Consider the following 24,788-nt stretch of genomic DNA (forward strand, 5'->3'; position numbering starts at 1 on the left):
CATGTTCATTCTCTCGCTCACCTATGTGAAACCCAACGATGAAGCCGACAGGCACATGGAGCCGCACATGGCCTGGGTGAAGGAGGGTTATGCCAAGGGCTGGTTCCTCGCCTCAGGCCGCAAGGTACCGCGCACCGGCGGCGTCATCCTCGCAATCGGCGATCGCACCGCAATCGAGACCTATGTCGCCGCCGATCCCTTCATCATCCATGGCGTTGCCGAATACGATATCACCGAGCTTGCCGTAACGACTGCGGTCGAAGGACTGGAAATCCTGAAGCGCTGAATTAGCAGGAGCCGATCATGGATGATCTCGCAGCCCATCTGAAAGAGCTCGAAGAAAAACTCTTCGACCCGTCCGTTCGCGCCTCGCGGGAGATGCTGACTACGCTGCTCTCGCGCGATTTCCGTGAAATCGGCAGTTCCGGACGGCTCTATACCTTCGACGTCATTGTGCCCAGTCTTTTGGCCGAACAACGGACGGGAACGTCCCACGGCGAGCATTTCGAAACCCAAAGACTTGCCGAGCACATCGCGCTCGTCACCTACCGCGCCATTTACACAGACACCGACGGAAGCGAAAGGCGAACGCTGCGCAGTTCCATCTGGCGGCTGGAAGAGGACGGGCACTGGCGTATGCTCTTCCACCAGGGCACCGTCATCGGTTAAGCCAATCCAGACGGGCTGCCGATCCCCAGGACGGCCTCGCCGGCCTCTATCGCCGCTCGATATTTGGCCTTTCCCCGTCAACGCTCTTTATTGTGACGCCGTTTTATGGTTAGAGCCGGTCACCTCGCACTCTCTGCGGCAATTTCAAAACAATTCTTCGGGCTGAACGCCTTCGTCCTCTTCCACAGGAGAAAAGAATGACGGAACAGAACTATCCGGTATATGCCGAAATTACCGGTCCGATCGTGATGATCGGCTTTGGCTCCATTGGTCGCGGCACCCTGCCTCTGATCGAGCGCCATTTCAAATTCGACAAGAGCCGGATGGTCGTCATCGACCCTCGTGAAGAACCCTCCGACATGGAGATCCTGAAGAAGCACGGCGTTCGCCACATCAAGGAATATGTCACCAAGGACAATTACAAGGAACTGCTGAAGCCGCTGCTGACGGAAGGCGAGGGCCAGGGTTTCTGCGTCAACCTTTCGGTCGACACCTCCTCGCTCGACATCATCAAGCTCTGCCGCAAGCTCGACGTTCCCTATATCGACACCGTCGTCGAGCCTTGGCTCGGCTTCTATTTCGACAAGAGCATGAGCAATGCCGACCGCACCAACTATGCGCTGCGCGAAACCATGCGCAAGGAAAAGGCGAAGAATCCGGGCGGCGCCACCGCCGTCTCCACATGCGGCGCCAATCCCGGCATGGTCTCCTGGTTCGTCAAGCAGGCGCTCGTCAACCTCGCCAACGACATCGGCCTCAAGTTCGAGGAACCGGACCAGCACGATCGCGAAGGCTGGGCAAAGCTGATGAAGAAGCTCGGGGTAAAGGGCGTCCACATCGCCGAGCGCGACACCCAGCGCACCAAGCATCCGAAGCCGCTCAACGTCTTCTGGAACACCTGGTCCGTCGAAGGCTTCATCTCTGAAGGCCTGCAGCCGGCCGAACTCGGCTGGGGCACACATGAAGAATGGATGCCGAAGAACGCCAAGAAGCACAAGAAGGGCAACAAGGCGGCAATCTACCTGGAACAGCCGGGCGCCAACACCCGCGTGCGCACCTGGTGCCCGACGCCTGGTCCGCAATATGGCTTCCTCGTCACCCACAACGAGTCGATCTCGATCGCCGACTTTTTCACGGTCCGCGACAAGGACGGCGAAGTGACCTTCCGCCCGACCTGCCACTATGCCTACCACCCGGCCAACGACGCCGTTCTCTCGCTGCATGAGATGTTCGGCAATGGCGGCACGCCGCAGCCGGTCCATCACGTTCTCGACGAGGACGAGCTGGAGGACGGCATCGACGAACTCGGCGTCCTGCTCTACGGCCATGAGAAGAATGCCTATTGGTATGGCTCACGCCTGTCGCTGGAAGAAACCCGCCGCATCGCGCCCTACCAGAACGCCACCGGCCTGCAGGTCACATCCGCCGTCCTCGCCGGCATGGTCTGGGCGCTGGAAAACCCGAATGCCGGCATCGTCGAAGCCGACGAGATCGATTACAAGCGCTGCCTCGAAGTGCAGATGCCTTATCTCGGCCCGGTCGAAGGCCACTACACCGACTGGACCCCGCTCGACGGCCGTCCGGGCCTCTTCCCGGAGGATATCGACACCAAGGATCCGTGGCAGTTCAGGAACATTCTGGTTCGCTGAGATCGCCTGCACGGCTTTGACAATGCCCGCCGCAAGGCGGGCATTTTTGTAACGCCGGCTGTATAATTGGCGCCCGCCACCCCTCCAAGGCTTGCCTTCGCGCCGGGCGCGCGCCATGTTTTGCCCGAACTTGGCGGCTGTCCGCCGCGCCGATTCGCCGGGAGAAGCCTTATGAAAATCAGAACTGGTCTTGTTCTTGTCGGTGCAGCGGCCGCTCTTGCCGCCTGCGTTTCATCGGAGCCGCGTCGTTTGCCGGTTGCAACCTCGCCCGCCGCCACCGGTGTCGAAGGCAACTGGAGCGATCCGAACGGCATCGTTTCCACCTTCCAAGGCGGTACTTTCACCACCCGCACGACCGACAGCAACCAGCTTCTTGCCTCGGGCACCTATATCAATACCTCACCGACCCTGGTGGAGATCAACATGACCTCGCTGGTGCGCAAGACCCAGTCCAAGGTCAATTGCGCCCTCGTCAACCCGAGCCAGCTCAATTGCACCTCCGATTCCGGCGCGCAGTTCACGCTTTCCCGCCGCGGCTGAGAGATGGGGCGATAGGCTAGAGCACACCATGCGGGCATCGCCGCTCCCGATTGCGACGGGCCGCTGCAGGTGCTGATCTTCGTCGTACCGGCGGTTCTGATCTATGGTGCAGGCGCGCTCCTTGCCTATCGGGCCGGCCGGCGCTTTCATCGCCTCGTTTCCCTTCTCTGCTTGATCATCGCGCTCGCCACGGTTCCGAATATTGCGGAGGCCGTGCACGAACTCTATCGAAACACCGCCGACGGCGAATGCCGGGAATAAAGCAACCCGGCTTTTTTACCCTGCCCCCTTGGAAAGCGCCGCACCTGGCCCAGCTTTCTCTTGCGGTCGTGCATCGTCTGATGGAACATCCGCAGGCCGGGAAACCGCCCCGGCGCATAATAAAAGGGATCGGCGAGGATCAGGGGGATCTTTCGCCTCAATCAGGAGAACAGGGATGACGAAGTCTTTCAGCTTCGGTCTTTTGACCGCGTCCATGCTGGCGCTGAGCGCGGGCGCCGCCTTTGCGGATTACGAACTCAATATTCTTCATATCAACGATTTCCATTCGCGCATCGAATCGATCAACAAGTTCGACTCCACTTGTTCGGCCGAGGAGGAAGGCAAGAAGGAATGCTTCGGTGGTGCTGCCCGCCTGAAGACCACGATCGACCAGCGCCGTCAGGCGCTATCCGGCAAGAACATCGTCCTCCTCAATGCCGGCGACAATTTCCAGGGCTCGCTCTTTTACACGACCTATAAGGGAGCAGCCGAAGCCGAATTCCTGAACCTGATGAAGTTCGACGCCATGACCGTCGGCAACCATGAATTCGACGACAGCGAGGACGGGCTCGCGACCTTCCTCGACAAGGTGCAGTTCCCTGTCGTGACGGCGAACGTCAAGGCGACAGCCGCCTCCAAGCTCGGCGACCGCATCAAACCGTCGCTGGTGCTCGATGTCGGCGGCCAGAAGATCGGCATCGTCGGCGCCGTCACCAATGATACGGCAGAGCTTTCCTCCCCCGGCCCGAACGTTACGATTGAAGATGATGTCCAGACCATCACGGCAGCCGTTCAGGATCTGAAGGGCCAGGGCGTCAACAAGATCCTCGCGCTGACCCATGTCGGCTATCCCCGCGATCTCGCCCTAATCGCCAAGATCCCGGATGTCGACATCGTCGTCGGCGGCCATTCCCACAGCCTGCTCTCGAATACCGATCCGAAGGCAGAAGGCCCCTATCCGACGATGGTCGACAATCCCGGCGGCTACAAGGTGCCGGTCGTCCAGGCTGCCTCCTACAGCAAGTATCTCGGCGATCTCGTCGTCAATTTCGACGATAGCGGCGTCGTCAAGGATGCCAAGGGCGATCCGATCCTGATCGACTCCGCCTTCACGCCCGATCCCGCCGTCATTGCCCGCATTGCCGAACTGGCAAAGCCGATCGAGGAACTGCGCAAGAAGGTGATCGGCTCCTCCGAAAGTCCGATCGAAGGCGACCGCAAGGTCTGCCGCGTCAAGGAATGCTCGATGGGCAATCTGGTGGCCGACGCCATGCTCGATCGCACCAAGAACCAGGGCGTCACCATCGCCGTCCAGAACGGCGGTGGCCTACGCGCTTCGATCGACGGCGGCGAGGTCACCCAGGGTGAGGTCATCACCGTCCTGCCTTTCCAGAACACGCTCGCGACGTTTGAGACGACCGGCGCAGATGTCGTCAAAGCGCTCGAAAATGGTGTCAGCCAGATCGACCAGGGAGCCGGGCGCTTCCCGCAGGTCGCCGGCCTGAAGTTCTCGTTTGATCAGTCGAAGCCCGTCGGCAGCCGTGTCAGCGATGTCCAGGTGAAGGAGGGCGACAGCTTCGCTCCGATCGACCCGGCCAAGACCTACAAAGTCGCCACCAATAACTTCATGCGGGCCGGCGGCGATGGCTATTCGATCTTCAAGGACGGCAAGAACGCCTACGATTACGGTCCGGACCTTGCCGACGTGACCGCCGAATATGTCGCAGCACATTCGCCCTACAAGCCCTACACGGACGGCCGCGTCACCGAACTGGCGCAGGCAGCGCCTGCTCCCTCCGCTTCCGAGCCAGCGCCTGCTGCACCCGTTGCTCCCGCTCCGTCTGCAGAGCCGGCTCCGGCCCCTGCAGCTCCGGCCCCTGCAGCTCCAGCCCCATCTGCAGAGCCCAGCCCGACTCCGGCAGCACCTGCCCCATCCGCAGAACCGGCTCCGGCACCCGCCACACCGGCGCCTTCGACCGAGCCCGCACCGGCTCCGGCAACGTCAGCACCTGCAACACCATCGACCCATGTCATCGTTGCCGGCGATACGTTCTGGGATCTGGCCGAAACTTTCTATGGCGATGGCGCCGAATGGCGCAAACTCTCGGAAGCCAATGGCAGCCCGAACCCGCGCCATCTCAGGATCGGCGAGGAAATTCAGGTCCCCGCCAAGTAAGACGATTTGTCTCGATGCCACTGGCCGGTCCGGGGTTTTCCGGGCCGGCTTTTCTTTCTATAGGGTGAACCACGATCTCCGGGCTGCGTATGAGCCGATGGGACAAATGAACGTTGGGGTCAGAATGACAGCAGATATTTCACTCCGCCCGGCCGACCATCCGGCCGTCAAATTTGGTAAGGTGGGTGTGCTGCTGGTCAATCTCGGCACGCCTGACGGCACCGATTATACCTCGATGCGCCGTTATCTCAGGGAATTCCTGACCGATCGCCGCGTCATCGAATGGTCGCCCTGGAAGTGGTATCCGATCCTGTTCGGCATCGTGCTCAACACCCGTCCGCAGAAGGTCGGCAAGGCCTATGAGCTGATCTGGAACAAGGAGAGGAACGAAAGTTATCTCCGTACCTACACGCGCAACCAGTCCGACCTGATGGCAGAGCGCCTGAAGGATCTTGCCAAAGTCAAGGTCGACTGGGCGATGCGCTACGGCACGCCGTCGATCGCCTCGCGCATCGAGGCGCTGAAAGAAGAGGGCTGCGATCGTATCGTGCTCTTCCCGCTCTATCCGCAATATGCGGCGGCGACCACCGCCACGGTCAACGACAAAGCGTTTCAGAAGCTGCTTTCGATGCGCTGGCAGCCGGCGCTGCGCACCGTTCCCGCCTACCATGACGACGAGACCTATATCGAAGCGCTCGCCACCTCCGTCGAAAAGCATCTTTCGACCCTCGACTGGAAGCCCGAGATGCTGCTCGCCTCCTTCCACGGCATTCCGATGTCCTATTTCAAGCAGGGCGATCCCTACTACTGTCAATGCCAGAAGACCGGCAGGCTGCTGCGCGACCGGCTCGGGCTCACCAAGGAAAACTTCATGGTCACCTTCCAGTCCCGCTTCGGGCCGGAGGAATGGCTGCAGCCCTATACCGACAAGACCGTGGAAAAGCTCGCAAAGGACGGCGTCAAGCGCATCGCCGTCATCAATCCCGGCTTCGTCTCCGACTGTCTGGAGACGCTGGAGGAGATCGCCGAACAGGCCGCCCATTCCTTCCACGAGAACGGCGGCGAGAAGTTCGCGCATATTCCCTGCCTCAACGACGGCGAGGACGGCATGAAGGTGCTGGAAAAGGTCGTCCGCCGCGAATTGCAGGGCTGGATCTGAGAAACTTTTTCAGCAAGCGGCGCCGCGCGGATAGCTGGCGAAGGCCCGAATAACTCAACCGAGATGAAACCTCCCTCTCATGCGGATGTGTGGCATCCGTGTGGCATTTCTTCCTCGCAAAGAACATGCTACCCCACCACATCAGTTGGGCAGGCGCGCACGCGCCGATAGGAGGAATTCTTCATGCTGTTCGGCGGCTTCGACATCGTCGTGATCGTGCTGGTCATCTTCGTCATCCTGGTGCTCTTTGCCGGGATCAAGACCGTGCCGCAGGGCTACCGCTATACAATCGAGCGCTTCGGGCGTTATACCCGCACGCTGGAGCCGGGCCTTAACCTCATCACCCCCTTCATCGAGCGCGTCGGCGCCAAGTTGAACGTGATGGAGCAGGTGCTGAACGTGCCGACCCAGGAGGTGATCACCAAGGACAATGCCTCGGTTTCGGCCGATGCCGTTTCCTTCTATCAGGTGCTGAACGCCGCTCAGGCTGCCTATCAAGTCTCCAACCTCGAAAACGCCATCCTCAATCTCACCATGACCAACATCCGCTCGGTCATGGGTTCGATGGATCTGGATGAACTACTTTCCAACCGCGATGCGATCAACGACCGGCTGCTGCGCGTCGTCGACGAGGCCGTGCATCCTTGGGGCATCAAGGTCACCCGCGTCGAGATCAAGGACATCCAGCCGCCGCGCGACCTCGTCGATGCGATGGCCCGCCAGATGAAAGCCGAGCGCGAGAAACGCGCCCAGGTGCTGGAAGCCGAAGGCTCGCGCAACGCGCAGATCTTGAGGGCCGAAGGCGCCAAGCAATCCGCCATCCTGCAGGCCGAAGGCCAGCGCGAGGCCGCTTTCCGCAACGCTGAAGCCCGCGAACGTCTGGCCGAGGCCGAAGCCAAGGCGACGAAGATGGTCTCCGAGGCGATCGCCGCCGGCGACATCCAGGCGATCAACTATTTCGTCGCCCAGAAATACACCGAAGCGCTGACCTCGATCGGTTCGGCGCCCAATTCCAAGATCGTGATGATGCCGATGGAAGCCTCTTCCATCCTGAGCTCGCTCGGTGGTATCGGCGCCATTGCCCGCGAAGTCTTCGGCGATGCCGGCAACAGCCCGTCAACGCCGCTGCCGGTACCGCCGCGTCCGCGTCCCGCTCCGGCGCGCTCGACGCCGCCGATCAATCCGTTGACCCCTAATCCTTTCAACCCCGAGCAGGAGCGCTAAGCCATGCTGGCGAAGATCGCAGCCGAACTCGGTCCGTGGAGCTGGTGGGTCGCAGGCCTCGTGCTGCTCGCCGCGGAAATGATCGTTCCCGGCTTCTTTCTGGTCTGGATCGGCCTTGCCGCCTTGATCGTCGGCGCGCTGTCGCTGCTCTTCTGGGACAGTGCCTTCTGGGTGTGGGAGTTGCAGGCGGTCCTTTTTGCGCTGCTCGCCGTTGCCACGACCTTCGCGGGCCGCCGGCTGACGCTGCGCAATGCGACGACTGACGAGCCCTTTCTCAATCAGCGCGGCGCCAGCCTCGTCGGCCGCACGGCGACGCTGCACGAACCGATCCGCGAAGGTCGTGGCCGCATCCGCCTCGACGACACGCTATGGCAGGTGATGGGACCGGACCTGCCCGTCGGAACACAGGTGAAAGTGGTTTCGAGCAACGGCCGCGACCTGACGGTCGAGCCCGTCTGATCAAAATAATTCTGATCAGACGAAGCTGGTCAGGCGACGCCGATCCGCAGCAGATCGTGGAAATGCACCAGCCCGACCGGCCGGCGGTCGTCGTCAATGACGATCAGCGCGCCGATGTGGTGCTGGTTGAGCAGAGCCAGGGCCGCGGTCGCCAGCACCGTCGGCCTCACCGTCTTCGGCGTCTTCGTCATGATGTCGTCGACGGCAAGTTCAGAGAGATTGCGCGTCAGGTTGCGCGCCATGTCGCCTTCGGTGACGATGCCGCAGAGCCGCCCATCCTCATCAAGCACGCCGACGCAGCCGAAGTGCTTGCGCGACAGCACCGTGATCGCCTCCGGCATCGGTGTACCCGTGGCAACGAGCGGCAGCCGCTCGCCTGTATGCATGACATCGGCGACATGCATCAGGCTCGCGCCCAGCTTGCCGCCGGGATGGAAGACGTGGAAATCCGTGGCGGTAAAGCCGCGCGCCTCCAAAAGCGCCACCGCCAGAGCGTCGCCAATCGCAAGCTGCATCAGCGTCGAGGTCGTCGGCGCCAGCCCATTGGGGCAGGCCTCCTGTTCGTTCGGCATCAGAAGGACGATATCGGCGGCGGCCGCGAGCGAGGAACCTTCGCTGCAGGTGATCGCGATCAGCGGAATGGAGAAGCGCCGCGTGAAGGAAATGATGCTCTTGAGCTCGGCGCTCTCGCCGCCCTTGGAAATCGCCAGCACGACGTCGTCGCGCGCGATCATCCCGAGATCGCCGTGATTGGCCTCCGCCGCATGTACGAAAAAGGCGGGCGTCCCGGTTGACGCGAATGTCGCGGCGAGCTTGGCGCCGATATGCCCGCTCTTGCCGACGCCGGTGACGATCACGCGGCCGGAGATGTCGCCGATGACTTCGACGGCCCGTGTGAAAGGACCGGCCAATCCATTGTCAAAAGCCTGTTCGAGCGCTTCAAGACCGCGTCTTTCGGTCTCTATCGTGCGTTTTCCCGATTCGAGCACGCTGTTTTCAACGAGGTTGATCGCTCTTCTGTTCATGAAATTGCGTTAGACCTTTTCACTTTCCAAGTCCACCCCGCATTCTTTCGCCCGCCGCCGGCAACGAATGGTTAACCACAAGGCTTTACCTTTGGGTAAGAACCGAAAGCATGTCAGGCGCGAATTGCATGGGCCAGCCAAAACAGACGAGCAGTGTGACGCCGCTCCGCGCCATGAGCCGTGCCGTCTCTTTTGCCGTGCTTGGTAGCATGCTTCTCAGCCAGACGGCAGCCTTCGCGCAATCCGCCTCGACACAGCCGGCAAACAGCCGCTCCGCCGCCTCTCAGGATTACCGCGCCACCAACAATGCCACATCCGCCACCGGTTTCGATGACGAGACCGGCGATACCACCACTCCTGAGGCAAACGGCACGACTGCGACCGCGGACGATGCCCAGCAGCGGCCCGCCATACCGGATGCACAGGCCGGCGACGACATTACCGGCTCCATCCTCGACGAGGACATACGCCGGCTGAACACCCGCGAGGCGCCGATCGACGAGACGCTGCCGCGCCGCAGGGCTGCCGAGAGCGCCTCGACAGAGGAAACGCCAGGAATTCCGATCGGCACTTTTGTGCTCCGTCCGAGCGTCACCCAGAGCATCAACACCGAGACCACCAAGGACGGCAATACCAGGCAGCGGCGCGCCTTCCTCGAAACGGATGCGGCAGCGACACTGACGTCCGACTGGGGTCGGCACCAGCTCACCGTGACCTCGGAAGGCGCCTGGCAGAGGAATATCAGCGGCGAGGGCGAGGAGCAGCCTTCCTTTAAAGTCGACGGCGATCTCAGGCTGGATCTTGCCGACGAGACTGTCGCGCACCTCACCGCCGGTTATAATTTCTATCGCGAGGATACGGACGATCCCGACGCCATCGCCGACGCCGCGCAGCAGTCGGACGTTCAGGAATTTTCGGCAGGCGCCTCCGTCCAACGCGATTTCGGCATCCTGCGCGGCACGACGGCACTGGCACTGACCCGCTCGATCTATTCGGATGCCAAGCTTGCGAACGGCACCACCGTCGCTCTCAGCGACCGTAACCAGACGACGGGCACGCTGCGCGGCCGCGTCGGCTACGAGCTGTCTCCCGCGCTCATCCCCTTCATCGAGGCGACGATCGGTCGTTCGGTCTATGATGAAACACGCGATTCTGCCGGTTACGAGCGTTCCGGCCATAGCTATGGCGCCAAGGCAGGCGTCGAGGTCGATCTCGGCGAAAAGCTGAAGGGTGAAGTCGGTGTCGGCTACGAGATGGCGGATTTCGAAGACAGCCGCCTGTCCTCGATCGATACCGCCACGCTTGATGCGAGCCTGCTCTGGTCGCCGATCCGCGGCACCGATGTCAATCTCGACCTGCAGACGAGCATCCAACCCTCGACCACGGCAGGCGAAAGCGGCTACGTCTCGCACGCGCTGACGACGACCGTCACCCACCAGCTGCGCGACAACCTGGTCGGGACGATGATCGGCGGGGTCATATGGCGCGATTATCCCACGGACAGCACCATCAACGACGAGCTCGTCTATACCGCCGCGACCGGCCTGACCTGGAACATCAACCGCTATCTCGATCTGACCAGCACGCTCGGCTACGAGCTGACGACGCGCAAGGAAGGCAGCGACTCGCAGCAATGGCGAGCCGGCGTTGGTCTCAAGCTGAAACGCTAGCGCATCGGCCCGAAAATCGGAATCGATTTTCGGAAAGCACGATGCGTAGATTCGAAAGTGTTGGAGCGTCCTTGGTGCGTCCGAAAGGACGCACGCTCTAATGCATGTCGACCAAAATAGAGCGCCGCGTATCCGTTAGGACACGCGGCGCTCTATCACATTGAATCTGCGACTTATTTCAGGCCGGCAAGCAGTTCCCTGAAACCGCCTTCGACGGAGGGGCGGATATCGGCGCGTTCGAGGGCGAAGGCGACGTTCGCCAGGATGAAGCCGTCCTTGGCGCCGCAGTCGTAAGTCGCGCCGCGGAAGTGGTAACCGGCGAAATCCTGTTCCTTCAGCAGCTTCAGCATGCCGTCGGTGAGCTGGATCTCGTTGCCGGCGCCGCGCTCCTGGGTTTCGAGGATCTTGAAGATCTCCGGCTGCAGGATATAGCGGCCGTTGATGAAGAAGTTGGAAGGCGCCGTGCCCTTGGCGGGCTTTTCCACCATGCCGGTAATGCGGAATCCGTCGCCGATCGCTTCGCCGACGCCGACGATGCCGTATTTATGCGCCTGGTCGGGCGCGCATTCCTCGACGGCGATGATATTGCCGCCGCTCTGGCCGTAAAGGTCGATCATGCCCTTCATGCAGCCCTTTTCGCCCTTCATGATCATATCGGGCAGCAGCAGAGCGAAGGGCTCGTCGCCGACGATCTCGCGGGCGCACCATACGGCGTGGCCGAGGCCGAGCGGTTCCTGCTGGCGGGTAAAGCTCACCGTACCTGCCTTGGGAAGCTGCTGCTGCAGGAGCGTGATTTCCGCCTTCTTGGCGCGCTCCTTGAGCGTCTGCTCGAGTTCGAAATGAATGTCGAAATAATCTTCGATGACGTGCTTGTTGCGCCCGGTGACGAAAACCAGATGCTCGATCCCGGCTTCGATCGCCTCATCGACGACATATTGAATGATCGGCTTGTCGACCACGGTCAACATTTCCTTCGGAACAGCCTTTGTTGCCGGCAGGAACCGCGTCCCCAACCCTGCTACCGGGAAAACTGCCTTACGAACTTTATTGTGATGCGCCACACAGGCCTCCTGCTTTGACTATATCGCCTTTTAAATAAAGCCGTTCACGTCTGACTAGTATAGAATTGCAACTGTTTTGCAACTGGTGACCTCAGCGGACGGTCATGGTAAAGATTTTGTTGACTCCGTTCCTGTAGTCTCGGGTCTGGGCGGACATGACGCCCTGCTACGCCTGAAACTGAAGATGTGGGATACGACTGTCGATGACCCAGAATCACAAAAACTCCCTTCGTGGTCTTGCTCTCGCGCTCATTGTCGCAGCCCAGGTAGGACTGGTCCCCGACAACGCGAAAGCTGATTCCCGGTTCCAGAAATGGATCGCGGATTTTTACCAAACTGCCGCTCAGAGTGGCATCAGTAAGGCAACCTATCAAAAGGCCTTTTCCGGGGTGAGCGAGCCCGATCCGACCGTGCTCGAAAAGGCGGCCTACCAGCCGGAATTCACCTCGAAGATCTGGGACTATGTCGATAGTCGCGTCAATCCCTATACGGTCAAGATCGGCCGCGAGATGGCCGCCAAGCACGCAAGAACGCTCGCTGCGATCGAGCAGCGCTTCGGCGTCGACAAGACCATACTGCTGGCTATCTGGTCGATGGAATCGAATTACGGCGCGGTTCTCGACAAGGACGACCGACTGCATTACGTGCCGCGCGCCCTGGCAACGCTTGCCTATGCCGATCCCAGCCGTGCCAAATTCGCCAAGAAACAGCTGGTCGCCGCGCTGAAGATCCTGCAGAATGGCGATGTGCCGGCACGCGAGATGACCGGCTCCTGGGCCGGCGCCATGGGCCACACCCAGTTCATTCCGACAAGTTACCTGCTTTATGCCATCGATGCCGACGGCAACGGCCATCGCGACATCTGGAACTCGATCCCCGACGCGCTGGCGACCTCGGCCAATCTCTTGATGAAGAACGGCTGGGACACCGGCAAGACCTGGGGCTACGAGGTCGTCGTTCCCGCCGCAGTCGCCAAGCAGGCTGGCAAGACCCATACACTGGCCCAATGGGCGGCACTCGGCCTGACACGCCCGAATGGCAAGGCCTTCCGCGAGAGCGGCACCAAAGCCGTATTGAAGATGCCGGCCGGAGCCGGCGGCCCGGGCTTCCTGATGACCGCCAACTTCTTCACCATCAAGAACTATAATGCCTCGGACAGCTACGCGCTTGCTGTCGGCCTGCTGGCCGACCAGATCGCAGGCTACGGCGGCATGCAGCAGCGTTGGCCCCGCCCGAACGGCGCACTCGACATCACCGAGAAATTCGAGCTGCAGACCCGTCTGAAGACGCTCGGCTATTACAATGGCGAGGTCGACGGCAATTTCGGCTCGGGTTCGAAGGCGGCGATATCGGCCGTGCAGTCGCGCATCGGCATGCAGCCGGACGGCGAGCCCTCGCTACCGCTTCTGAACGCCCTGCGCCGCTAGAGTTCGCGTCGGTTCGGGAATCATGCAGGGCGCTTCAAGTCTTTGTCTCATGCAGGTCGCCCCGTCCTGCCGCAGGGTTTTGGCGAACCCGCATTGGAAGCGGCAGAACCGCGACCTAGATATTAGTGGGAGTGGACGCTGGCCTGCCCTGCGTGCAAGATGCCGGCAGATGCGGAACTGCCCATGACGAAGAAAACTGATCGGACCCGTAAAATCCGTTGGCTCGTGTTCGCCTTGGCGGCGGCTTCGCTGTGCCTTGGCGTGTCTGCGCCGGTGCATGTCGCCGAAGCCCAGGAGCAGCGCTATCAGCGCCGGTCGATCTTCGATTTCTTCCTTGGCCGGCGCTATCTCGACGACGGCCCGCAGGCCCCTGACGTGCAGCAGCCGAGACGCCAGCAGCGCAAACGCCCGCCGGCGCAGAAAGCCATCGTCAATACCCGCACTGCACCGCCGGTCCGCGCTCCCGTACAGGAGGAGGAGCCGGCCGTACAGAAGCTCGGCGACGCCCGAAAGATCCTGATCGTCGGCGATTTCCTGGCCAGCGGCCTCGGCGACGGCCTCACCGCCGCCTTCGAGACCTCGCCGGGTGTCGTCATCGAAGCCCGCGGCAACGTCTCCTCAGGCCTTGTCCGCGACGATTATTACGACTGGCCGGAACAACTGCCGAAGATGATCGACGAGCTGAAGCCGGCAATGGTCGTCGTCATGATCGGCGCCAACGACCGCCAGCAGATGGTGACCGACACCGCCAAGGAAAAATTCCGCACCGATGGCTGGTTCAGCGAATATCGCCGCCGCGTGCTTTCCTTCGGCAAGGAGGTCACCGACCGCAAGATCCCGCTGCTCTGGGTCGGCCTTCCCGCCTTCGAATCCGATCAGATGACGGCCGATGCCGTGCAGATGAACCAGCTCTACCGCAACCAGGTCGAAAGCGTCGGCGGCGAATTCGTCGATATCTGGGACGGTTTCGTCGATGAAAACGGCACCTTCGTCGTCACCGGTTCGGATGTGAACGGCCAGCAGGTGCGCCTGCGCACCTCCGACGGCATCAACCTGACCCAGGCCGGCCGGCGCAAGCTTGCCTTTTACGTGGAAAAACCGGCGCGGCGTCTTCTCGGCACGCAGGCAAGCCCCGATCTGGTCCGCCTCGACTCCAGCAATCTGCCCGGTCTCGGCCTTCCCGCCAATCCGGTCGAACATACCGTGCCGATCAGTCTCTCCGATCCCAATCTCGACGGCGGCGCCGAACTTCTCGGCGCCAGGCCGCCGCCCATGGCCTTGACGAGATCGCCGCGGGACCTCCTGGTCGAACAGGGCGAAATGACGCCGGCGCCTCCCGGCCGCGTCGATGATTACCGCCTGCCTGTGGTCAAGGCGCCGGCCGAAGTCTCGGTCAAATGAAAAGGCCGCTAATTTAGAGCATGATACCGAAAAGTGTCCGCGGTTTTCGGACAGTCACGGCGAAGATGACGCGTCTACGCGGGCGCAGCCGCGAGGACCAACGGCGCCAGCGAGGCTTTTTTGTATGTGAAGCCACACCAGCAGCCGGCCCAGCCGGGCTTTCCATCACCTCAAAAAAGGACCATGAAATGTCGATGGATCGTTTCCGCATCGGTTGGGCAATGGGCGTCTCCTATCCCCGCATCCGGTCCCGCCAATCCCGCACGCCGATCGGCACGATGCCGAATTCGGCCATCAGCTCTGCGGCCCTTCCGCTGCGGAAAAACTCATATTCTCCCGTCCGGAACGCCGCATCGCTCGCCATGAGCTCGATCTCGCCGGATGCATTGAAATGCAGGGCAAGCCAGCTCACGCCTTCGGGCACGCGCGAGAACAGGTCGCGGTAGGCCGCCTCGATGCCTTGCGGCCACTCCCAGGGCGTTTCCAGCTGCAAGTCGACAATCGGATTCCCGCGCTGCCGCGCCCTCACCGATGCTGCGTCGAATTCCGTAGTCGTCACTGGCCCCACATAGTCCATGACGGAGAACGTCATGTAGTCCTTCATCATGAGGATCGGCAGGCGGTAGTCGGCACCCAGCCGCTCATAGATTGTTAACGAACTCGGGCATCATCGCCGTACCCATGTGGCAATCGAGGTGGGTCACATCAATGCCCGCAGCAAGCGCGGCGTCGATCTGGGCGCGCAGCTCGCGCTCCACCGCCGCCGGATCGGCGTTGCTGCGCACGTCGGTTACCTCGGCCCAGAAATAGCCGTCCGGATCGGTGAGGCCCTTGTCCGAAACACCGGTCACCGGACGCCAGCGATAGGGCTTCATGTCCGAGTTGAGGGTCAGGTGCACGCCGAGATCGAGATCGAGCTCCGGATTGTCGCGGGCAATGGCAGCAATTTCCGGAAACCACGGGCACGGCACCATCACCGAGCCGGCGGTGCAGAGCCCCAGGCGAGTGAGCTCGAGGAAAGCGGTGTTGGCGCCGTGGCTGACTCCGACGTCGTCTTCGTGAACGACAACGAAACGGGAAATGGATTGCGAGGACATTCTGGTCACCCTTTCTCACGGCCGCCGCGACATGCGGCAGCTTCATTGAGTTCGGGGGACCGGCACCGTAACGCCGGATTCCAGGACGCTTCTGCGACGTCCCTTTTTCGCTCCACGCGTGATTTTGCACCTGCTGGCGCCGGTTTGCAAGTCAAAGGGGCTACGGCGGCTATTGGGTGCCTAAAGGCATACTGAAGTAACGGGTATTTTCGTGCGGTGATCGGCGGTTTAGGCAGCTATCTCGCAGAATATCGCGCAATCGGTGGCAAATGACGCCTGACGATGATGAGCACGATGTCCACGCTATAGCGCTACGATGATAGCGAGCGCAGGTTGGCTGGAGAGGCCACAAACGCACAAGCGCTAACGCACCGGCGGCTCAACACGGCCCAACGGACTCTGGAACGTCGGCGGCGTGCGTATGTCAACCAGCTCAGTCAATCACGTGGTGAAAAGTTCGAGTACCAATTCCACTCCCACGTCTGGCCTGCATCAGCGGAGAACGCCCGGCTATAAATCGGGGCTTTCGAGTTACGCTTATCCCAGTGGAATTTCACGATAACGTCTTTGCCGCCAACAACTTCACGACCGAAGAATTCACCGATGTCGCCATCGAACGAACCGACCTTTCCGCCGTCGAGTTTCACCGCGTTGCTGTCGGCCCAGTAGATCGTCCATAGGCGCGTCTGCGGATCGAACAATCGCACCGTGAGGCCTTCGAATGGCTTTCCATCAAGCTCCGTGTGGAAAATATCCACATTGCCTAAGCCCAGCAATACCAGGCGGAATTCCTGGGTCGCGTCAAATTCCTCCCATTCGTCGCTGCCGGTCAGGTGTTCTTTCAATGTACGATTCTTGATCTTCCAGTTACCAACCAAATAATCGAAATCATTTTTGGACGAGGTCTCGCTCGCTGCAATTGCAAGTTTTCCATCCGAAATAGAGAACGCGCGCATGCATGTACCCTCTTTTGGGACGACTTCACGCAAGCACCGGACATCGTGCCTATTGCGCGGAGTGCATTTCGGATCGCGGCGCGCGTTGTAGAGGACCCGAGGGACCTCCTCGGCCACGCCGACTTCTCTAAGCCCGCAAACGCGCAAACCGAAGATCCGTTCCGCGCGACCGACCTAGGCTGCCTTTCGCTTCGTTCGTATTTACTTCGCCGTCGCCTGCGGCCAGCTCAGATAATAATATTTCGAGCCGATCAGGCCGAAGAAAGCGTTGCTATCGTTTGTCTGGTCGACATAGCTGCCATTTTCCTTGACGAAGGCGCCATCGGCGCCGCGCTCCAGATGTGCGTCGAGAAAGTCGCTCCAGCCGCTGACATCGATATCCTTGCCAGCCTTGCTCTCAGTGTCCGCCTCATCGGGATCGTCGACATCCCAGGCGGTTATCGATACGCCCTGTGTCGGATCGGTGATGGTGAGCGTGCCCGCTTCGAGGGCGGCCAGCATGTCGTGGGCCTTGCCGCTCTCGCCTTCAGCCGCCGCCGCATCCTGCAGCTGCTGCTTCAGCATCGACATGAACGACGCACTGGTGACCTCGGCGCCGTCACCCGTCGTGTCGGATTCGTCCGACGTGTCGCTTTGGGCCGAAAGCCTGTCGAGCAGCCCGGAAAGGGCCTGGTTGGAAAGAAGCGAGGAAGAGCTCGGATCGAGCCCGTAGCTGCTCAGAATGCTGGCGGCCGACGAAGTCTGCGTATCCTGCGCGCTGTCGTCGGAGCCACGAAGGCTTTTCAGGGCATATTGGGCCGAAACCAGCCGCGTGCTGTCAAGTGCAGAAACCATTTGAAAATCCTTGTCGATCATTCGCGGCCTTGCGTCGCGACCGATAGTGAAATGTGCTGTGGCCAAAACGGCAAGGCACCTCCGCTTCGGTCGCAGCGGCTCCTTCTGAGCCCGCGTCCGGCGGAAAATCTCGCTTCCCGGCATTGCTTGGGGCTTGCGGCGCAGAGCCTCCGCGTCAAGCGGTCGCACTACAGCGCAGCGCACCAAAACTCCGCCGGAGGGGCGGAGTTCGTGTCTTCGGAGGTCCGTGCGGCCGATGGTCAGTTCGGCAGGACGGTCGAGCCCATCAATTCCTCGTCGATGGCGCGCGCTGCCTGGCGGCCTTCACGGATCGCCCAGACCACCAGCGATTGACCGCGGCGCACGTCACCCGCCGTCCAGAATTTGTCGATCGAAGTCTTATAGTCGCGGTCGTTGGCGACGACGTTGGTCGAGCCGCGCTTATCGGTGTTGAGCGTCAGCTTGCCCTCGAGTTCCTTCAGCACGCTGCCGGTGAACGGGCCGCGGAAACCGATGGCGATGAAGGCGAGATCGGCCCGGATGACGAATTCCGTGCCTGGAACCGGCCGCCGGCGCTCGTCGACCTCGCAGCACTTGACGCCGGTCAGCACACCGTCTTCGCCGACGAATTCAAGAGTGGCCACCTGGAATTCACGCACGGCGCCCTCGGCCTGCGAGGAGGAGGTGCGCATCTTCGTCGCCCAGAAGGGCCAGACGGCAAGCTTGTCTTCCTTCTCCGGCGGCTGTGGCCGGATGTCGAGCTGGGTGACCCTGACGGCGCCCTGGCGGAAGGCCGTGCCGACGCAGTCCGAAGCCGTATCCCCGCCGCCGACGACGACGATATGTTTGGCGCCGGCAAGGATCGGGTCCGACGGCCAGCCGACGCTGTCGATGTTCTCGCGCCCGACGCGGCGGTTCTGCTGCACCAGATAGGGCATCGCATCATGCACGCCCGCAAGGTCGGTGCCCGGAATGCCTGCCTCGCGCGGCGTCTCGGAGCCGCCGCAGTAAAGCACGGCGTCGTGATCGGCGAGCAACTGCTCGACCTTGACGTCGACGCCGATATTGACGCCGCAATGGAAGGTGACGCCCTCACCCTTCATCTGCTCGACGCGACGGTCGATGAAGTTCTTCTCCATTTTGAAGTCGGGAATGCCGTACCGCAGCAGTCCGCCCGGCTTGGTCTCGCGCTCATAGAGATGCACCTCGTGGCCGGCGCGGCCGAGCTGCTGGGCGGCCGCCATGCCGGCGGGGCCGGAGCCGATGACGGCGACCTTCTTGCCGGTATGGACCGTTGCCGGCTGCGGCCGGATGAAGCCGAGTTCATAAGCCTTGTCGGCGATCGCCTGCTCGACCGTCTTGATGGCGACCGGCGCATCCTCGAGGTTCAACGTGCAAGCTTCCTCGCAAGGCGCCGGGCAGACGCGACCGGTGAACTCAGGGAAGTTGTTGGTCGAATGCAGGTTCTGGATCGCCGCTTCCCAGTTGTTGTTGTAGACGAGGTCGTTCCAATCGGGAATCTGGTTGTGAACCGGGCAGCCGGTCGGGCCGTGGCAATAAGGGATGCCACAGTCCATGCAGCGCGCGGCCTGTTTCTGCACTTCCGGGTCCGACATCGGGATCGTGAACTCGCGGAAATGACGGATACGATCCGACGCCGGCTGGTACTTTGCCACCTGCCGGTCGATTTCCAGAAACCCTGTTACCTTACCCATATTTTCGTCCCTTACCCTCATGACCGCCTCACCGCAGCCAATCTGTCTATCGTCAGTCCCGGTACCCGGGGCAAGTTGCTTGTCTTGACCGTCATTGGACCATATCCCCTGAAAGACATCCGGCGATCTGAACAGCTTTCGCCGTCGGTCGTCACGGGTCATCGAGATATTTTCGTCACCCGTCACCTGCAGTCGTCAGGTGACGGATGTCCGGTGCAATTCATTCCGCGGCGATGCCCATCCGGCTGCGCTCCATTTCCTCGAGCGCACGCCGGTATTCGACCGGCATGACCTTGCGGAATTTCGGGCGATAATCGGCCCAGTTGTCGAGGATCTCAGTGGCGCGGGCCGAGCCCGTATAATGCAGATGGTTGGAGATCAGCTGGTAAAGGCGCTCCTCGTCATGGCGCGTCATGTCGCCAGAGACGTCGACGCGTCCCTTGTGCATGAGATCACCGCCGTGATGATGCAGCTTCTCCAGCATGTCGTCCTCCTCGGGCACCGGCTCGAGCTCGACCATCGCCATGTTGCAGCGGCTGGCGAAATCACCGGTTTCATCGAGCACGTAGGCGACACCGCCGGACATGCCGGCCGCGAAGTTGCGGCCCGTGGCACCGAGCACGACGACGACGCCACCGGTCATGTATTCGCAGCCATGGTCGCCGACACCCTCGACGATGGCGATCGCCCCCGAATTGCGCACGGCGAAACGTTCGCCCGCCACGCCGCGGAAATAGCATTCGCCCTCGGTCGCACCATAGAGCACGGTGTTACCGACGATGATCGAGTCCTCGGCCACGATCCTCGAATTCTCCGGCGGCCGGATGATGATCTTGCCGCCAGAAAGCCCCTTGCCGACATAGTCGTTGCCGTCGCCGATCAGGTTGAAGGTGACGCCGCGTGCCAGGAAGGCGCCGAAGCTCTGTCCCGCCGTGCCGCGAAGCGTCACATTGATCGTGTCCTCCTTCAGACCGCGATGGCGATAACGCTTGGCGACCTCGCCGGAAAGCATAGCGCCCACCGAACGGTCGACGTTCTTGATGCCGACCTCGAAGGCGACGGGTGTCTTGGCCGTCAGTGCCGGCTGCGCCTGTTCGATCAGCACGCGGTCGAGAATGTCGTCGATCGGGTGCTTCTGCCGGCTCGTCCAGAATGTCTCTTCCTTGGGAGCGTCGACCTTGTGGAAGATACGGCTGAAGTCGAGGCCCTTCGCCTTCCAGTGGTTCAGCATCTCATCCTTCTCCAGCAGCTCCGAGGCGCCGATGATCTGGTCAAGCCGGGTGAAGCCGAGCGAGGCGAGGATTTCGCGCACTTCGTTGGCGACGAAGAAGAAATAGTTGATGACGTGCTCCGGCGCGCCCTTGAAACGCTTGCGCAGCACCGGATCCTGGGTCGCCACACCCACCGGACAGGTGTTGAGATGGCACTTGCGCATCATGATGCAGCCGGCGGCAATCAGCGGCGCGGTAGCAAAGCCGAACTCGTCGGCTCCAAGCAGCGCCCCGATGATAACGTCGCGGCCGGTCTTCAGGCCGCCGTCCACCTGCAGGGCGACGCGCGAACGCAAGCCGTTCAGCACCAGCGTCTGCTGGGTCTCGGCAAGGCCGATTTCCCAAGGGCTGCCGGCATGTTTGAGCGAGGTCAGCGGCGACGCACCCGTGCCGCCGTCGAAGCCGGCGACGGTGATATGGTCCGCGCGCGCCTTGGCGACACCGGCGGCAACCGTGCCGACGCCGACTTCCGAGACGAGCTTGACCGAAACATCGGCAGTCGGGTTGACGTTCTTCAGATCGTAGATCAGCTGCGCCAGATCTTCGATCGAATAGATGTCGTGGTGCGGCGGCGGCGAAATCAGGCCGACGCCCGGTGTCGAATGGCGGGTCTTGGCAACAGTCGCGTCAACCTTGTGACCCGGCAGCTGGCCGCCTTCGCCAGGCTTGGCGCCTTGCGCCACCTTGATCTGCAACACGTCGGCATTGACGAGATATTCGGTGGTGACGCCGAAGCGGCCCGAGGCGATCTGCTTGATCGCCGAACGTTCCGGGTTCATCGAACCATTGGCCAGCGGTATGTAGCGGTCGGATTCTTCGCCGCCCTCGCCGGTGTTCGACTTGCCGCCGATCCGGTTCATGGCGATCGCCAGCGTCGTATGCGCCTCCCTGGAAATCGAGCCGAAGGACATCGCCCCCGTCGAGAAACGCTTGACGATATCGGCCGCCGGCTCGACCTCGTCGATCGATACCGGCGTACGGCCGAGCGCCTCGGCGCTCTTCATCTTGAAGAGACCGCGGATCGTGTTCATGCGCAGCGCCGAATTGTTCACCATATCGGCGAATTCGCGGTAGCGGTCCTCGGCATTGCCGCGCACGGCATGCTGAAGGGCGGCAACCGCATCCGGCGTCCAGGCATGGCTTTCGCCGCGCATGCGGTAGGCATATTCGCCGCCGATGTCGAGTGTCGTGGCAAGAAGCGGATCCGTGCCGAAGGCCGCATTATGGCGGGCGACGGTTTCTGCGGCGATCGCTTCGAGGCCAACGCCTTCGATCATCGTCGCGGTGCCGAAGAAATACTTGTCGATCAATTCCGACTGCAGGCCGATCGCATCGAAGATCTGCGCGCCGCAATAGGACTGGTAGGTCGAGATGCCCATCTTCGACATGACCTTGAGGATGCCTTTGCCGACCGCCTTGATGTAGCGGTAGACGATTTCGGAGGCATCCACTTCCTTCGGGAATTCGCCCTTGGCATGCATGTCGAGCAGCGTGTCGAAGGCGAGATAGGGGTTGATCGCCTCGGCGCCATAGCCGGCGAGCAGGCAGAAATGATGGACTTCGCGCGGCTCTCCGGTCTCGACGACGAGACCGACCGAGGTGCGCAGCCCCTTGCGGATCAGATGGTGATGCACGGCAGCTGTGGCGAGCAGCGCGGGAATGGCGATCCGGTCCGGCCCGATCTGGCGGTCGGAGAGCACGATGATGTTATAGCCGCCCTTGACGGCCGCTTCCGCGCGCTCGCAGAGCCGGTCGAGCATCTCGGGCATGCCTTCGGCGCCACGCTCGATATCATAGGTGAAATCGAGCGTCTTGGTGTCGAAACGGTCTTCCGTGTGGCCGATCGAGCGGATCTTCTCGAGATCGCCATTGGTCAGGATCGGCTGACGAACCTCGAGCCGCTTGGCGTTCGCCGCCCCCTCATGGTCGAGAATGTTCGGCCGCGGCCCGATGAAGGAAACCAGGCTCATGACCAGTTCCTCGCGGATCGGGTCGATCGGCGGGTTGGTCACCTGCGCGAAGTTCTGCTTGAAATAGGTGTAGAGCAGCTTCGGCTTTTCCGACATCGCCGAGATCGGCGTATCCGTGCCCATCGAGCCGATCGCTTCCTGGCCCGTCGTCGCCATCGGCGACATCAGGATGCGTGTATCCTCGAGCGTGTAGCCGAAGGCCTGCTGGCGGTCGAGCAGCGACACGTCGCGGCGCAGCGCCCGCGGCTCCACCGGCTTCAGGTCTTCAAGGATGAGCTGGGTGCGGTTGAGCCAGCTGCGATAGGGATGCGCCGTCGCCAACTGCGACTTCACCTCGTCGTCGGAGATGATGCGGCCTTCTTCCATATCGATCAGCAGCATCTTGCCCGGCTGCAGGCGCCACTTCTGGATGATCTTCTCCTCCGGAACCGGCAGCACGCCGGCTTCGGACGCCATGATGACGCGGTCGTCATCGGTGACGAGGTAGCGCGCCGGACGCAGGCCGTTGCGGTCGAGCGTCGCGCCGATCTGCTTGCCGTCGGTGAAGGCAACGGCAGCTGGCCCGTCCCAGGGCTCCATCAGCGCCGCATGATATTCGTAGAAGGCCTTGCGTTCGGCGGCCATCGACTGGTTGCCGGCCCAGGCTTCCGGGATCAGCATCATTACCGCATGCGCCATCGAATAACCGCCGCGCACCAGGAATTCGAGCGCGTTGTCGAAGCAGGCCGTGTCCGACTGCCCCTCGTAGGAGATCGGCCAGAGCTTGGAGATGTCCTCACCGAACAGCGGCGAGGAGACCGACGCCTGGCGGGCCGCCATCCAGTTGACGTTGCCGCGCAACGTGTTGATCTCGCCGTTATGGGCGACCATGCGGTAGGGATGCGCGAGCTTCCATGACGGGAAGGTGTTGGTCGAGAAGCGCTGGTGTACCAAGGCGACCGCGCTTTCGAAACGCGGATCCGACAGGTCCTTGTAATAGACGCCGACCTGATAGGCCAGGAACATGCCCTTATAGACCACCGTCGCCGACGACAGCGACACTGGATAGAAATTGCTCTCCTCGCCGTCGAACTCGTCATAGATACGGTTGGAGATCACCTTGCGCAGCGTGAACAGCCGGCGCTCGAACTCGTCGTTGTTTTCGGCATCCTCGCCGGCGCCGATGAAGACCTGTACATGATGCGGCTCGGTTGCGGCAATGGCCGGCGCCTTGGAGAGCGAGGAATTGTCGACCGGCACGTCGCGAAAGCCGATGAAGACCTGGCCTTCCTCGGTGATGACGTCCTTGATCACCTTCTTGAAATGCTCGATCTGCTTTTCATCGCGCGGCATGAAGATATGGCCGACGCCATACTCGCCGACCGGCGGCAGGGTGATGCCCTGCTCGGCCATCTCCTCGCGGAAGAAACGGTCGGGGATCTGCACCAGGATGCCGGCGCCGTCACCCATCAGCGGATCGGCGCCGACGGCGCCGCGATGCGTCAGGTTCTCGAGGATGAACAGGCCATCCTTGACGATCTGGTGCGACTTCTCACCCTTCATATGGGCGACGAAGCCGACGCCGCAGGCATCATGCTCGTTGCGCGGATCGTAGAGTCCCTGTTTCTTCGGCAGGCCGGAGGCGGATTTGGAGATATTGGCCGTCGCGCGCAGCTCAGCAGCAGCTAACCGGTCAACTTCCACGGATGGCGTCTTCGTCATCATCTTTCCTCCTGTCGAAGCCCGCGGGGCCGCGGGCGGCTTTTCGTCCCGCGCCGCAACCCGAAGATAGGTTCGGCGCATGACAGCGCTGTTGCATTGTGAAGATCGGCCGCAGACACCTGCTTTGAAGGAAAGCAAACCGTCGCGTTCCGCGCCTGCCATTCGCCTCCGCGCGCCGCCCCTTGAAGCTTGACGCTCGGAAGAACTATAGCGTGAAAGCCGGTCTGTTCCAGGGCTTTCGGCGCCTCTTCGGTCATAAAGGCCAAAATAGGACAGCAACACTGTCCTAATTCATCAGTTCTATGCCAGAAAGCATTCGGCTCTGCAAGAGCGCTCGGCTAAAAAACGTCAATTTGCGACGGAAGATTGCCTGTGTAGCGGTGATGACGAAATAAAATTACGTCAAGCAGTACTATTTTGTTTATTGATTGCGTAGTTCAATTTCTGTGATGTGTCGCGGGCGACAACCTTGATCCTGTGAAGCTTTGGCGTAATGTCCGCTGCGGACTTTGCCAACCCCTTC

General features: G+C 61.5%; 19 protein-coding genes and 1 pseudogene. 12 read left to right on the top strand and 8 right to left on the bottom strand.

Features of this window, described 5'->3' with window-relative positions:
* Window position 1: 1 nt before the first annotated feature.
* The 9 genes and pseudogenes from RlegSU303_RS19430 to RlegSU303_RS19470 all read left to right on the top strand — a co-directional run bounded on the left by RlegSU303_RS19430 (window position 2) and on the right by RlegSU303_RS19470 (window position 8,137).
* A complete protein-coding gene (locus tag RlegSU303_RS19430; RefSeq protein ID WP_017962066.1) occupies window positions 2-286 on the top strand; it encodes a YciI family protein in 285 nt (94 codons plus the stop codon).
* Between the two features lie 17 nt (window positions 287-303).
* A complete protein-coding gene (locus tag RlegSU303_RS19435; protein ID WP_017962067.1) occupies window positions 304-669 on the top strand; it encodes a nuclear transport factor 2 family protein in 366 nt (121 codons plus the stop codon).
* 197 nt (window positions 670-866) lie between these two features.
* Complete coding sequence (locus RlegSU303_RS19440; RefSeq protein WP_094087431.1) at window positions 867-2,318, top strand: homospermidine synthase; 1,452 nt, start codon at window positions 867-869, stop codon at window positions 2,316-2,318.
* Window positions 2,319-2,489: 171 nt separating this feature from the next.
* Entirely contained in the window at window positions 2,490-2,858 is a 369-nt protein-coding gene (gene omp10 / locus RlegSU303_RS19445; RefSeq protein ID WP_025395995.1) for an outer membrane lipoprotein Omp10, read from the top strand.
* A 33-nt stretch (window positions 2,859-2,891) separates the two neighbouring features.
* Window positions 2,892-3,119, top strand: a pseudogene (locus tag RlegSU303_RS19450) (hypothetical protein); the annotation flags it as partial.
* Between the two features lie 175 nt (window positions 3,120-3,294).
* Complete coding sequence (locus RlegSU303_RS19455; protein ID WP_131718827.1) at window positions 3,295-5,295, top strand: bifunctional metallophosphatase/5'-nucleotidase; 2,001 nt, start codon at window positions 3,295-3,297, stop codon at window positions 5,293-5,295.
* A gap of 124 nt (window positions 5,296-5,419) precedes the next feature.
* Window positions 5,420-6,454: a ferrochelatase gene (gene hemH, locus RlegSU303_RS19460; RefSeq protein WP_131621764.1), complete on the top strand. Its 1,035-nt coding sequence runs from the start codon at window positions 5,420-5,422 to the stop codon at window positions 6,452-6,454.
* Between the two features lie 183 nt (window positions 6,455-6,637).
* The gene (locus tag RlegSU303_RS19465) at window positions 6,638-7,678 is read left to right on the top strand and encodes an SPFH domain-containing protein (RefSeq protein WP_017962072.1); all 1,041 of its coding nucleotides are present in this window, start codon (window positions 6,638-6,640) and stop codon (window positions 7,676-7,678) included.
* 3 nt (window positions 7,679-7,681) lie between these two features.
* Window positions 7,682-8,137, top strand: a complete 456-nt coding sequence (locus tag RlegSU303_RS19470) for an NfeD family protein (protein ID WP_131629288.1) — start codon at window positions 7,682-7,684, stop codon at window positions 8,135-8,137.
* Window positions 8,138-8,166: 29 nt separating this feature from the next.
* On the opposite strand, the gene RlegSU303_RS19475 is transcribed toward RlegSU303_RS19470, so the two are convergent.
* A complete protein-coding gene (locus tag RlegSU303_RS19475; protein ID WP_131629289.1) occupies window positions 8,167-9,162 on the bottom strand; it encodes a KpsF/GutQ family sugar-phosphate isomerase in 996 nt (331 codons plus the stop codon).
* 128 nt (window positions 9,163-9,290) lie between these two features.
* Here RlegSU303_RS19475 and RlegSU303_RS19480 point away from each other — a divergent pair, with 128 nt between their 5' ends.
* On the top strand, window positions 9,291-10,832 hold the full coding sequence (locus RlegSU303_RS19480) for an outer membrane beta-barrel protein (RefSeq protein WP_131644598.1): 1,542 nt from the start codon (window positions 9,291-9,293) through the stop codon (window positions 10,830-10,832).
* Window positions 10,833-11,005: 173 nt separating this feature from the next.
* On the opposite strand, the gene galU is transcribed toward RlegSU303_RS19480, so the two are convergent.
* Window positions 11,006-11,893: a UTP--glucose-1-phosphate uridylyltransferase GalU gene (gene galU / locus RlegSU303_RS19485; protein WP_131629291.1), complete on the bottom strand. Its 888-nt coding sequence runs from the start codon at window positions 11,891-11,893 to the stop codon at window positions 11,006-11,008.
* 203 nt (window positions 11,894-12,096) lie between these two features.
* Here galU and RlegSU303_RS19490 point away from each other — a divergent pair, with 203 nt between their 5' ends.
* On the top strand, window positions 12,097-13,320 hold the full coding sequence (locus tag RlegSU303_RS19490) for a lytic murein transglycosylase (RefSeq protein ID WP_062941549.1): 1,224 nt from the start codon (window positions 12,097-12,099) through the stop codon (window positions 13,318-13,320).
* A 159-nt stretch (window positions 13,321-13,479) separates the two neighbouring features.
* Window positions 13,480-14,721, top strand: a complete 1,242-nt coding sequence (locus tag RlegSU303_RS19495; protein WP_205928050.1) for an SGNH/GDSL hydrolase family protein — start codon at window positions 13,480-13,482, stop codon at window positions 14,719-14,721.
* A 232-nt stretch (window positions 14,722-14,953) separates the two neighbouring features.
* Here the strand turns inward: RlegSU303_RS19495 and RlegSU303_RS19500 are convergent, their stop codons facing one another.
* The 6 genes from RlegSU303_RS19500 to gltB all read right to left on the bottom strand — a co-directional run bounded on the left by RlegSU303_RS19500 (window position 14,954) and on the right by gltB (window position 24,268).
* Entirely contained in the window at window positions 14,954-15,328 is a 375-nt protein-coding gene (locus RlegSU303_RS19500) for a hypothetical protein (RefSeq protein WP_165507515.1), read from the bottom strand.
* 34 nt (window positions 15,329-15,362) lie between these two features.
* Entirely contained in the window at window positions 15,363-15,818 is a 456-nt protein-coding gene (locus tag RlegSU303_RS19505; RefSeq protein WP_131718825.1) for a ChbG/HpnK family deacetylase, read from the bottom strand.
* 437 nt (window positions 15,819-16,255) lie between these two features.
* The gene (locus RlegSU303_RS19510) at window positions 16,256-16,774 is read right to left on the bottom strand and encodes a DUF1579 domain-containing protein (protein WP_231283289.1); all 519 of its coding nucleotides are present in this window, start codon (window positions 16,772-16,774) and stop codon (window positions 16,256-16,258) included.
* Between the two features lie 201 nt (window positions 16,775-16,975).
* Complete coding sequence (locus RlegSU303_RS19515; protein WP_131644601.1) at window positions 16,976-17,608, bottom strand: hypothetical protein; 633 nt, start codon at window positions 17,606-17,608, stop codon at window positions 16,976-16,978.
* Between the two features lie 260 nt (window positions 17,609-17,868).
* Window positions 17,869-19,323 (bottom strand): glutamate synthase subunit beta, encoded by a 1,455-nt coding sequence (locus RlegSU303_RS19520; protein WP_131644602.1) that lies wholly within the window; start codon window positions 19,321-19,323, stop codon window positions 17,869-17,871.
* A 220-nt stretch (window positions 19,324-19,543) separates the two neighbouring features.
* Window positions 19,544-24,268 (bottom strand): glutamate synthase large subunit, encoded by a 4,725-nt coding sequence (gene gltB / locus RlegSU303_RS19525; RefSeq protein ID WP_181018238.1) that lies wholly within the window; start codon window positions 24,266-24,268, stop codon window positions 19,544-19,546.
* Window positions 24,269-24,788: the final 520 nt, after the last annotated feature.

Source organism: Rhizobium sp. SU303, assembly GCF_021052345.1.
In the GTDB taxonomy this organism is placed as follows: Bacteria; Pseudomonadota; Alphaproteobacteria; order Rhizobiales; family Rhizobiaceae; genus Rhizobium; species Rhizobium laguerreae.

Excerpts from the sequence above, each read along its gene's own strand:
- RlegSU303_RS19515 (WP_131644601.1), bottom strand. The coding sequence starts at position 17,608 with ATGGTTTCTGCACTTGACAGCACGCGGCTGGTTTCGGCCCAATATGCC.
- RlegSU303_RS19510 (WP_231283289.1), bottom strand. The coding sequence starts at position 16,774 with ATGCGCGCGTTCTCTATTTCGGATGGAAAACTTGCAATTGCAGCGAGC.
- RlegSU303_RS19520 (WP_131644602.1), bottom strand. The coding sequence starts at position 19,323 with ATGGGTAAGGTAACAGGGTTTCTGGAAATCGACCGGCAGGTGGCAAAG.
- RlegSU303_RS19480 (WP_131644598.1), top strand. The coding sequence starts at position 9,291 with ATGGGCCAGCCAAAACAGACGAGCAGTGTGACGCCGCTCCGCGCCATG.
- RlegSU303_RS19465 (WP_017962072.1), top strand. The coding sequence starts at position 6,638 with ATGCTGTTCGGCGGCTTCGACATCGTCGTGATCGTGCTGGTCATCTTC.
- RlegSU303_RS19505 (WP_131718825.1), bottom strand. The coding sequence starts at position 15,818 with ATGTCCTCGCAATCCATTTCCCGTTTCGTTGTCGTTCACGAAGACGAC.
- RlegSU303_RS19440 (WP_094087431.1), top strand. The coding sequence starts at position 867 with ATGACGGAACAGAACTATCCGGTATATGCCGAAATTACCGGTCCGATC.
- RlegSU303_RS19475 (WP_131629289.1), bottom strand. The coding sequence starts at position 9,162 with ATGAACAGAAGAGCGATCAACCTCGTTGAAAACAGCGTGCTCGAATCG.
- RlegSU303_RS19470 (WP_131629288.1), top strand. The coding sequence starts at position 7,682 with ATGCTGGCGAAGATCGCAGCCGAACTCGGTCCGTGGAGCTGGTGGGTC.
- RlegSU303_RS19490 (WP_062941549.1), top strand. The coding sequence starts at position 12,097 with ATGACCCAGAATCACAAAAACTCCCTTCGTGGTCTTGCTCTCGCGCTC.
- gltB (WP_181018238.1), bottom strand. The coding sequence starts at position 24,268 with ATGATGACGAAGACGCCATCCGTGGAAGTTGACCGGTTAGCTGCTGCT.
- RlegSU303_RS19430 (WP_017962066.1), top strand. The coding sequence starts at position 2 with ATGTTCATTCTCTCGCTCACCTATGTGAAACCCAACGATGAAGCCGAC.
- RlegSU303_RS19435 (WP_017962067.1), top strand. The coding sequence starts at position 304 with ATGGATGATCTCGCAGCCCATCTGAAAGAGCTCGAAGAAAAACTCTTC.
- hemH (WP_131621764.1), top strand. The coding sequence starts at position 5,420 with ATGACAGCAGATATTTCACTCCGCCCGGCCGACCATCCGGCCGTCAAA.
- RlegSU303_RS19495 (WP_205928050.1), top strand. The coding sequence starts at position 13,480 with ATGCCGGCAGATGCGGAACTGCCCATGACGAAGAAAACTGATCGGACC.
- RlegSU303_RS19500 (WP_165507515.1), bottom strand. The coding sequence starts at position 15,328 with ATGATGAAGGACTACATGACGTTCTCCGTCATGGACTATGTGGGGCCA.
- RlegSU303_RS19455 (WP_131718827.1), top strand. The coding sequence starts at position 3,295 with ATGACGAAGTCTTTCAGCTTCGGTCTTTTGACCGCGTCCATGCTGGCG.
- omp10 (WP_025395995.1), top strand. The coding sequence starts at position 2,490 with ATGAAAATCAGAACTGGTCTTGTTCTTGTCGGTGCAGCGGCCGCTCTT.